Genomic DNA, 8,820 nt, shown 5'->3' with positions numbered 1-8,820 from the left:
AACACGCTCTTCTTCATCTCGCCGGCATAATAAGACCCGCCGATCAGGACGATCTTGCGGGCGAAATCGATCGCGACGACGTTCTCGGACTTGCAGCCGTGGCGTTTGGGATCGGCGCGGAAGCTCGGCAGATCGATGATGGTCAGTTCCGGCACGAAGCTGGCGAGATCGGCAGCTTCAGGGCGGATCAACAGCGTGCGGATGAACAGCGAATGCCAGGCCAATTCCGTGAAGACGCGGGTCTTGATCTGGAAAGAGGGATCGGCGCCGCCGTAGAGGTCCTGCGCAAACAGCGTCATGCCTTCGGCGTGCTTGGAAATCGGCATAGAGCGCGTCGAACTGCTCCGAAGTGATCGACTGGTTGCCGGCCCACCACATCTTCTCGGTGGAGGCGTCGCGCACCGTGAACTTATCCTTCGGGCTGCGGCCGGTGAACTCGCCGGTGTCGGCGCACAGCGCGCCATCGGCGGAGAGCACGGCTTCGCCTGATGCCAGCGAATATTGGTAGAGCTGCGGCGCTCCGAGGTTCCAGCGAACCTCTTTGAGTTTCTTTAAGCCAAATTTATCGGCGCCAAAGGTGCAATTACGCACGCCTGTCTCTTGCACAATCAATTCCTTCTTGTCAGATCCTCCCCATCCCTACCTGAATAAGCAATAATAGTGCCAAGGCCAAGACGACGCTGGAGCCGCCGAGCGTCCCCGAGCCGAGGCCGCATCACCAGCCCCGGCAAATCAAGGGAAGACCAGCGACCGTCGCTAGCCCTGCAATGAGAACTTTCCCGTCAAGCTGAATTGTAAACCTGGCGGCGGCATCAACGGCCGTTTCACTTCGATCTAACGCGCCTTTAGCGTTTCCCGCTGGATAAGCGCAGCTCTTCCGTCGCATCCGAGAGCGCTGCAGTCATCCTCATTCCCAACTCGGCTCACTGCTGCTTGCTAATTCCGAGTTCCTTTTGATGTTGCGGCGTGAGGCCAAAAGCGCCTTCCGATCGACTCGCTCCCGCGGAAGTTCGCGGAGCACCGGCCGTGCTGTTCGAGCTTGTCGCGGCAGCACCTGGTGAAGTACTGCCAGCGTATCCCCCGCGAGAGTTTTGCTGAGAGGTGCCCTGCGCATTGGCACACAGGGGTATAGCGAGCAGGGAAACAGTGACGACAAATCCTAGTGCCTTGACCATCGGCTCCATCCTTATGTGGGCTGAGCATTGTGACTGGAGGCTGAAGCTTTGCCAACCTCTGTGTTCACGCGTTTTAGGAGATTCGAAGGAACCGATGGATTCGCTTGGTTCAGAAGCTCCAGGAGTTGGCGCTGTGGATCGTTAAGCTGAATTGTCAGGCTTACCGCCCACTCCACCCTCCCGCAGGAGGCCACGCGGGCGGTGGAAGTTGAGGCCGACTGACGTTTGATCTATCAGGCACATATGATTCAGAAAATATCCAAAATTGTCGGCTGGCTGGCGCTCACATTCATTGCCTATACGACGCTGTCACCCATCGGTGCCCGTCCGGTGTTCGCCGAGTTGCAGTTGGAGCACTTCGCGGCTTTTGGGCTGGTGGGAGTGGCGTTGGGGCTGGCATATCCGAAGCGCCTCTTGTGGGTGACTGTGATCGTTGTCGGAAGCGCATTTGGACTCGAAGCACTGCAATTGCTTACGCCGGATCGTCACGGCCGCCTGCTGGATGCCGCGGTTAAAGCGGCAGGCGGCATCAGCGGAATCGGGCTCAGTCACCTGGCGCGGCTCATCCTGCGGACCAAAGTTGGCGGCGCCGGTCAGCTCTGATCATAGTGAGGCGGGTGGAGGCTTCGGGCGAGACTAAGCCGCCTCGTCTTTTTTCAGCAACTGCGCCATCTGGCGGTAGGTCTGATGCAGTTCTTCGATAGCGGCATCGAGATTGTAATCGGCCTCTTTGATCGTTTTGAGGAACTTCGCCGTTAAAGCCGGGTTAAGCTTGACACGGGTCACACCGTCCCGGCTCTTTTTTCGATCCAGCGCCAAGTGAGTGACCTGCACCTTGGCTTCAATCGAACTGCACCCGCACAACGAGGCCAATTCGTCATATGTCATCCAGATCTGGGGCAATTGCTAGCCTGCGAGTTTCAATGCCGCCCAGCGTAGGTCGAAACCGTAAACTTCGCGTTGCCGAGCGTGTTCGAATAACAGGGCTGGAGCGGTGCTGTACGAGTAGTCCGCGCCGAGCCCTCTGGATGCGATAAGCGGGCCTTCGAAGCCCCAGGGATCGAACAGCAAGATCACTACGTGCGCTGATAGTCATCCTCGATGCGGATGATGTCGTCCTCGCCGAAATAGCTGCCGGTCTGCACCTCGATCAGTTCGAGCTGGATCTTGCCGGGGTTCTCCAGCCGGTGCACCGCGCCGATCGGGATGTAGATCGATTCGTTTTCGTGCACGGTCTTGACCAGTTCGTTGACGGTGACGCGGGCGGCGCCGCGCACCACGATCCAGTGCTCGGAGCGGTGATGATGCTTCTGCAGCGAGAGCCGCCCGCCCGGCTTGACGATGATCCGCTTGACCTGGTGGCGCTCGCCATTGTCGACCGACTGATAGGAGCCCCAGGGCCGGTGCACTTTGATGTGATCTTCGGTGACCTGCGGCGCCACGTTCTTCAATGTGGCGACCAGGCGCTTCAATCCGTTGGCGTCCTTTTGCCTGGACACCAGCACCGCGTCCTGCGTTGCGACCACCACGAGGTCATCAACGCCTTCGAGCGCGACCAGCGCGCGGTCGGTCGTCACGTTGCAATTGCGTGAATCCTCGAACACGGCCGCGCCGCGCGCGGCGTTGCCCTGCCCGTCCTTGTCGGACAATTCCCACACCGCATGCCAGGAGCCGACATCGGACCAGCCGCAGGCGACCGGCACCACGGCGGTACGCGAGGTCTTCTCCATCACCGCGTAGTCGATCGAGATCGACTTGGCGGAAGCGAACATATCGGTATCGAGCTTGATGAAGCCGAGGTCGCTGCCGGCCTTGGCGACGGAATCGGCCACCGCCTGAACGCTGCCGCTATCGACCTTGCGGTATTCGTCGAGCAGCACCGCGGCGCGGAACATGAAGTTGCCGCTGTTCCACAGATAACCCGATTTGACATAGCCCGCCGCCGTTTCCGCGTCGGGCTTCTCGACGAATTTTGCGACCGCGCGAACCTGCCCCGAGATGACATCGCCCGGGCTGATGTAGCCATATTCGGTGGCGGGACGCTCGGGCTGCACGCCGAAGGTCACGATGTGCCCGGCTTCCGCAGCGTTAAGCCCCTCGCGGCAGGCGGCGACGAAGGCTGCGGTATCTCGCACCACGTGATCAGCCGCAAGCGCCAGAATGATCGCATCCTTGTCGCGCGTTTGCGCGAAGGCGGCACCGGCCGCGATCGCAGGCCCGGAATCGCGCCGCATCGGCTCCAGCAGCACGTCGGCCTCCAGGCCGATCTCCGCCAATTGCTCGAGCACCATGAAGCGATAGGCATTGTTGGTGATGATAACAGGACGCTCGAACAGCGCCGCGTCCGATACCCGGATCAGCGTATCCTGAAACGTCGAACGTGCCCCGAACAAGGGCAGGAACTGCTTCGGATGGACCTCGCGCGAGGCCGGCCACAGCCGGGTTCCGGCGCCGCCGCACATGATCAGGGGTATAATTCGTCGGTCCATCGGCGGTCCCAAAAGCTAAATGGGCTTCGCGCAGGTCATTCCGCACAAGCCCAGCCACCTAGTTAGATTGGAAAGTGTCCTTTTCCCAACTCAAGTCGAGCAAGAATGATGCCACGGTTAATTGAGCAGGTGCTTGTATGCGCGGCAGGCCGCCACGCCAGATATTCAAAGCTCAATCAGCAGCCTCTAACGGGTAAGGCCGGCAGCCGAGCTTTCCTTGTCAGCGTACTTTCCAGCCGAGCTGACGGCAAAAGAATTGCTCTGCCGTGAAACCGTAATCTGTACGGTAGAGCTACCTTTATCGTGGCGGTTCTTTCCGACCACGACCAGGGTGAAACTATCGGTCCCGGCGAAATCGGGTTTTGCGAAATAGCGAAACCCCGGACCCACCAGGACTAACTCCCCGCTTTTGGGCTGTTCTGAAACCGACACGCTGTAGATTTGCATCGTCGACCAGCGGAGTCCCTGGATGCAGTCTGCTCCCGGCACGATGGTCATCGACCACCCGATCGTATCCCCGGCCAGCTTGTAGGGCTGATGATCCTTTAGGCAATTTGGGGTTGCCTCTGCAGGAGCACTGAAGAGCGCAATCAGGGTCATGCCTATTGAGATACGTGCAAGAATTCGCAGCATTGTTCGAAGTCCTCTCTCTTATCGAGGATGGACCCAGAGGCTGAACTTTTCGTAAGTCCAAGCCATACACGTTATTGTTGGTAAACATCGTGCTACGGCCACCGGCTTAAGGTGAACGGATGGGACTGCACAAGATCGCGCCTGCCGACGCTGTCAAATGCCGGGGGCTATATTCGTAATTACTCTTCGGATAAATTAGCGCGATGACGTGGTTAATTAAGGCGATAACTTCATCCGTTGGCCTGTTCTTGGTGGCTGCCACACCTGTGTCGGCGGCCGAAGTCGAATATCCACAGGTCATCAGAACCCGTTATGAAGCTGTCGATCATAAAGCGGGCGGAAACTTAGTGATCTGGTCGGAGCGCGAGAAGATATTCTATGGACTTGATCCAAAACTCTTTCCCGGCGCTCGTTTCGTCAAAATAACCCAGGTAACCCCAACGGTCGGATCAATCACGTTGACCTACATTGAAGTGAGAACAGTGAACAGCCAGACATCGGATTATCTTTATCTCACCGACAGTGTCCGCTTTCGGATCAGCGGCAGGACGCTCAAGTCCAGCAATTTTCCGGCCGGCGGTGGAATGACGCCATGAGAATCAAGCGCTATTCGGGACTCTCGATTCCGGTAATGACCGCCATGCTGCTTGCTGCCATTGCGGGGATGCTGTCCACCACCGCTACCGCAGGTCCGAGCGCCGAGACGGCCAGACGTTGCCAGCACTATTCCTATGTTGTGTATCCTTACAAGCGTCCGGGGTCGGTCCGCATGAGCGGCGACCGACAATCATACTTCAAGGATTGCATGGCCAAAGAGGGCAAGGTGCCGGAACCCACACCGGCAAAATCGTAGTTGCGATACCTAACGCGATCAGCAAACGATCTCTGCTGAATTCGCTTGCTCTGCTGAATTCACTTGGCGCTGTTATTACTGTCTATCTTGCCCCCATTCTCGACGCACTTACTGAAGAACGCCCGCTGAGTCCGGCCTGATCCTTTCGCACTGCCTGCCGCCGGGTTTCCCGGCTCTCGGGGAGGAAATTCCTTGGCGAGTAAGGCATTACACTTCTTGGCAACCTCGACGGTTATCGCCGAGGCGCGATCGGGAGCCGAGCTTAATGCCATGAAGATCAATGCCGAGAATGCGGCAATACGCTTCAACTTGGCAAACATGACATTCCTCCATTTGCCGGCCGCAACGGCCGGTATGGCGTTCCTGCGTCTGGTCAGGGAGGCATTCTAGTCGGGATGCAGGCATTTGGTAGGGGCCAAAAAGCCCGTATTCTGGGCTTGTAACTTGGTTTAGTCTGCATTTGCGCAGACAGGGACGCGGCAAACTCGATGGATTCGAGAGACTTGGTACCGAACGATTACGACCCGTCGGAACTGGCTTCCAACGAGGTCCAGTTCGCGCTCGTCATTGCTCGCATGATCGACACTCTCGAGAACAGCCCCGAGCATATGCGTCAGGCCGTCTACGACCTGGCTCGCTATAAGCTGCAGGAACAGTTCACACCTGCGGACGCAAAAGATGTCAGGCGAACGCAGCAGGCCCTTGAAACCGCGATCAGAGGGGTCGAGGAATTCTCGAAACAGCGGATTCCCATTTCCGCCCCAACGTCGGTTCCACAACTGGGCAGCAGTGCTGAGGCCTCCCGCAACCAGCCTGCCCACGACCTGGAACCTCCAGCGTGGCTTCGACCGCAAATCGAGATCGCCGCCGACCCGTCCAATGTCCCCGCACAGACTTATTCTCCTTGGGCGGTCGTGAGGAGGACCGCGGGAGTGCTGGTGGTTCTGGGCCTGGGCTTGGTGATCTTTCAGCAACGCGAGCGGTTGGCGACGTTTGTGCAGCACCTGGCGGGCTCGGAAAAGCAAGCAACAGCCCGGCAACCAGCACCGAGTAGCGGCGATCCTGCGCCGATGCCACCTCCTGCGAGGCCGAAGCCGAATCCCTTGCGGCCGACCGATTACGGGGTGTATGCAGTCGGCAACACCTCCCTAAACGAACTGCAGCTGTTACCCGGACGCCCGCCCGACATTCGGGTCGCGGTATCCGCAGCACTGAAGACGCCAAGCCAGACGATCCTGTCTAACAGAAATCCGAAATTTATCGTGTTCCGCCGCGATGCGGCGACCAACGCCGCAGACCGCGCCGAGGTCCGAATAGTCGCCAAAATTGCCCGTGAATTCTCGGCCGAGGCGGCCGGCAAGAAGACCGGCGATGGCGACGCCACATGGGTCATTCGAAATGTCACGTTCCCGTTTCGAGCGTCTCCAATGCCCGATAGCCCTGAAATGTACGAGATGCACAGCGAGGATCCAGCGCTGGAACTATCTCCCGGCCGTTATGCTCTGATTCTGAAGAACCAAGCCTATGACTTCACTGTGGAAGGTACGATTGTCGATCCGCGCCAGTGCATCGAACGGATCGTCGCCTCAAGTGGCACCTTTTATACCGACTGCAAGAAGCCGTAGGCCACTTCCGGAACGGCGATCGAGAACATAAGTTAAGTAGAGTAGCGAGTTGACTTTGGCCGCCCGCGCGACGGCAGATGGAGGCTTCAATGCTGCTGCTTAGACTGTTACTCATTGTTCCGCTTATCTGTGCTGAGCCAGCGCTCGCACAAGGCACGCAGCAGGGTACCACGAACCGGGCGCAGGGCACTGCGAACCGACAGCGTACTCCTGTGGCAACCCAGCCCAGCAATAACCCGTTCCAGAATCCGATCGGTCAGGGCGTCCCCCCGGCGGCATCGGCAAACCCAAATCAGAACGTAAACCGGACCTATATCGCCCGCTGAGGCAAGATCTCACTGAATTCCTGCTATGCAGGATTCCGGCGGGGCAGAAGGCTGCCCTGCAGTCCGCCCGCACGACATCAGCCCGCGTCCGCATTCCACAAGGGCGGAGGAAAATACAGTCATCCGGTCGTTTGCAACCAACGTCGCCGCGGCGCATACAACCATATGCAATCCGGATCTGGACTCCAGCTAACCCGTTGTAGTCGAGGCAGGCGCGACGTGTTCGTGTGACGTCGGCATCGACAGGATTCTGGCAGCACGCGGCCGCGGAATGCGAGCATTCGAGACATCTCTGCCCAGACCGCTAATACGATAGGCAAATGTGATTGTTTCGCAACGTCCCAATAGTCCGGAAATTCACTGTGAAGTAACCTCTACCTCGATCCACGAGGTGCCGTTCATCCGCAGAGACGTTCCGCTGATCGAAAGCTTGAATGAATCCGGCCCATGTGTGCCGGGATTCGAAAAATATCGAAACGATGGTCCTTGTACCAGCAAGCGTCCCCGTTTCGGCTGTTCCGTGATGGAGATATTTTCGATCATGATCGTCGACCAACGCAAACCTTGAATACATTCGTCACCAGAGTTGATTTTGATCGACCAGCGCACCGTATCCGATCGAAGCTTGAATGGTTCCGGACGCAGGAGACAGGTGCCTCCGGCAAATGCCTCCGCCGCCGGCGAGAAAAGAAGAAGCGTTGCAATAATCGTTCGGAGAGACCGGCAATTCATGACGTCAAGCCGTTCGTTTTTTTGGATCAGAAACTTCGTTTCCATGGTGATACGTTGATATTTTTTGGGGAGTCTGTAGGACAATTGATCGATCGGAACCAAACCTACATCAGATTGAAGATTCGGTGCATTAATTTGCATCCTGCCAGGTAAGCTGCGGTTATTTGAGAATTCAAGCAACTACTTGGCATAGCGATACCGACCAACTCGTCACAGTAATGCCGATATCAGCGCCACTCATCCACGGTTGCTGGCGCTGCGATTGACCGTCATTTCAGCGCCGAAGGGATCGAGGTAAAGGTTAACTGTCGGGGGCGCCGGCCCGAACTTTCCATTGCCACGAGAAAACGCTACTGGCTGGTGGCGGCCGCACAATAATTCTTTTCAAATAAAGCCCCTAATCGAAAGCGGTATTCAATGTTCCTCCGTCTGCGCAGTCGGTCTTTCACCAGGACAAAGGCATTGGCGTGAAATTTGCTTAAGGGATTGTGACACGATAAAGACCGGCCCTGCGCGCAGCTGGGCCAAGCGAAGGAGATACGACTTGGATGTCGCGCCGGTTTGTGGCAACCGACATCGGAGTTAGTTGCTTGGAGAATAAATGTCGGCTCAAGATTCGAAGCAGCGCGTCGCGCTGATTACGGGCGTCACCGGCCAGGATGGCGCCTATCTGGCCGAGTACCTACTCGGTCTCGGCTACACCGTGCATGGCATCAAGCGGCGGTCGTCCTCGTTCAATACGGCGCGGGTCGATCACCTGTATCAGGACCCGCACGCCGGCAACGTGCCGTTCCTGATGCATTACGGCGACATGACCGACTCCACCAACCTGATCCGGCTGATGCAGCAGATCAGGCCGACCGAGATCTATAACCTCGCCGCGCAAAGCCATGTCGCCGTCAGCTTCGAGAGCCCGGAATATACCGCCAATGCCGACGGCATCGGCGTGCTGCGCCTGCTCGAGGCGATCCGGATCCTCGGCATGGA

The 8,820-nt window shown here is 57.9% G+C and carries 10 protein-coding genes and 1 pseudogene; 5 read left to right on the top strand and 6 right to left on the bottom strand.

Annotation, left to right across the window (positions count from 1 at the left end):
• A pseudogene (locus tag JQ575_RS43125) lies at positions 1–606 on the bottom strand (phosphoenolpyruvate carboxykinase (ATP)); the annotation flags it as partial.
• Positions 607–1,418: 812 nt separating this feature from the next.
• Here JQ575_RS43125 and JQ575_RS43120 point away from each other — a divergent pair.
• The gene (locus JQ575_RS43120; RefSeq protein WP_212039213.1) at positions 1,419–1,778 is read left to right on the top strand and encodes a VanZ family protein; all 360 of its coding nucleotides are present in this window, start codon (positions 1,419–1,421) and stop codon (positions 1,776–1,778) included.
• A gap of 33 nt (positions 1,779–1,811) precedes the next feature.
• On the opposite strand, the gene JQ575_RS43115 is transcribed toward JQ575_RS43120, so the two are convergent.
• The 3 genes from JQ575_RS43115 to JQ575_RS43105 form a co-directional block, all read right to left on the bottom strand.
• Positions 1,812–2,063 (bottom strand): hypothetical protein, encoded by a 252-nt coding sequence (locus JQ575_RS43115; RefSeq protein WP_249167303.1) that lies wholly within the window; start codon positions 2,061–2,063, stop codon positions 1,812–1,814.
• 188 nt (positions 2,064–2,251) lie between these two features.
• Entirely contained in the window at positions 2,252–3,664 is a 1,413-nt protein-coding gene (locus JQ575_RS43110) for a mannose-1-phosphate guanylyltransferase/mannose-6-phosphate isomerase (protein WP_212039211.1), read from the bottom strand.
• Positions 3,665–3,850: 186 nt separating this feature from the next.
• Positions 3,851–4,297, bottom strand: a complete 447-nt coding sequence (locus tag JQ575_RS43105; RefSeq protein WP_212039210.1) for a hypothetical protein — start codon at positions 4,295–4,297, stop codon at positions 3,851–3,853.
• Between the two features lie 203 nt (positions 4,298–4,500).
• On the opposite strand from JQ575_RS43105, the gene JQ575_RS43100 reads away from it, so the two are divergent.
• Both JQ575_RS43100 and JQ575_RS43095 read left to right on the top strand, forming a co-directional pair.
• A complete protein-coding gene (locus JQ575_RS43100) occupies positions 4,501–4,893 on the top strand; it encodes a hypothetical protein (protein ID WP_249167302.1) in 393 nt (130 codons plus the stop codon).
• Positions 4,890–5,150, top strand: a complete 261-nt coding sequence (locus JQ575_RS43095; protein ID WP_249167301.1) for a hypothetical protein — start codon at positions 4,890–4,892, stop codon at positions 5,148–5,150. The genes JQ575_RS43100 and JQ575_RS43095 overlap by 4 nt, the downstream gene beginning before the upstream one ends.
• Positions 5,151–5,209: 59 nt before the next feature.
• On the opposite strand, the gene JQ575_RS43090 is transcribed toward JQ575_RS43095, so the two are convergent.
• Positions 5,210–5,470: a hypothetical protein gene (locus tag JQ575_RS43090; RefSeq protein ID WP_249167300.1), complete on the bottom strand. Its 261-nt coding sequence runs from the start codon at positions 5,468–5,470 to the stop codon at positions 5,210–5,212.
• A 168-nt stretch (positions 5,471–5,638) separates the two neighbouring features.
• Here JQ575_RS43090 and JQ575_RS43085 point away from each other — a divergent pair, with 168 nt between their 5' ends.
• Positions 5,639–6,775, top strand: a complete 1,137-nt coding sequence (locus JQ575_RS43085) for a hypothetical protein (protein ID WP_212039209.1) — start codon at positions 5,639–5,641, stop codon at positions 6,773–6,775.
• 683 nt (positions 6,776–7,458) lie between these two features.
• Here JQ575_RS43085 and JQ575_RS43080 read toward each other — a convergent pair.
• Positions 7,459–8,013, bottom strand: coding sequence for a hypothetical protein (locus tag JQ575_RS43080; protein WP_212039208.1), 555 nt, complete (start codon positions 8,011–8,013; stop codon positions 7,459–7,461).
• Positions 8,014–8,434: 421 nt separating this feature from the next.
• On the opposite strand from JQ575_RS43080, the gene JQ575_RS43075 reads away from it, so the two are divergent.
• Positions 8,435–8,820 (top strand): GDP-mannose 4,6-dehydratase (locus JQ575_RS43075; protein WP_212039207.1); only part of this gene is annotated, 386 nt, incomplete at its 3' end.

The organism is Bradyrhizobium sp. JYMT SZCCT0428 (genome assembly GCF_018131075.1).
GTDB lineage: Bacteria > Pseudomonadota > Alphaproteobacteria > Rhizobiales > Xanthobacteraceae > Bradyrhizobium.
The sequence above is the reverse complement of the archived record's forward strand: the minus strand, read 5'-3'. Positions and strand labels throughout refer to the sequence as shown.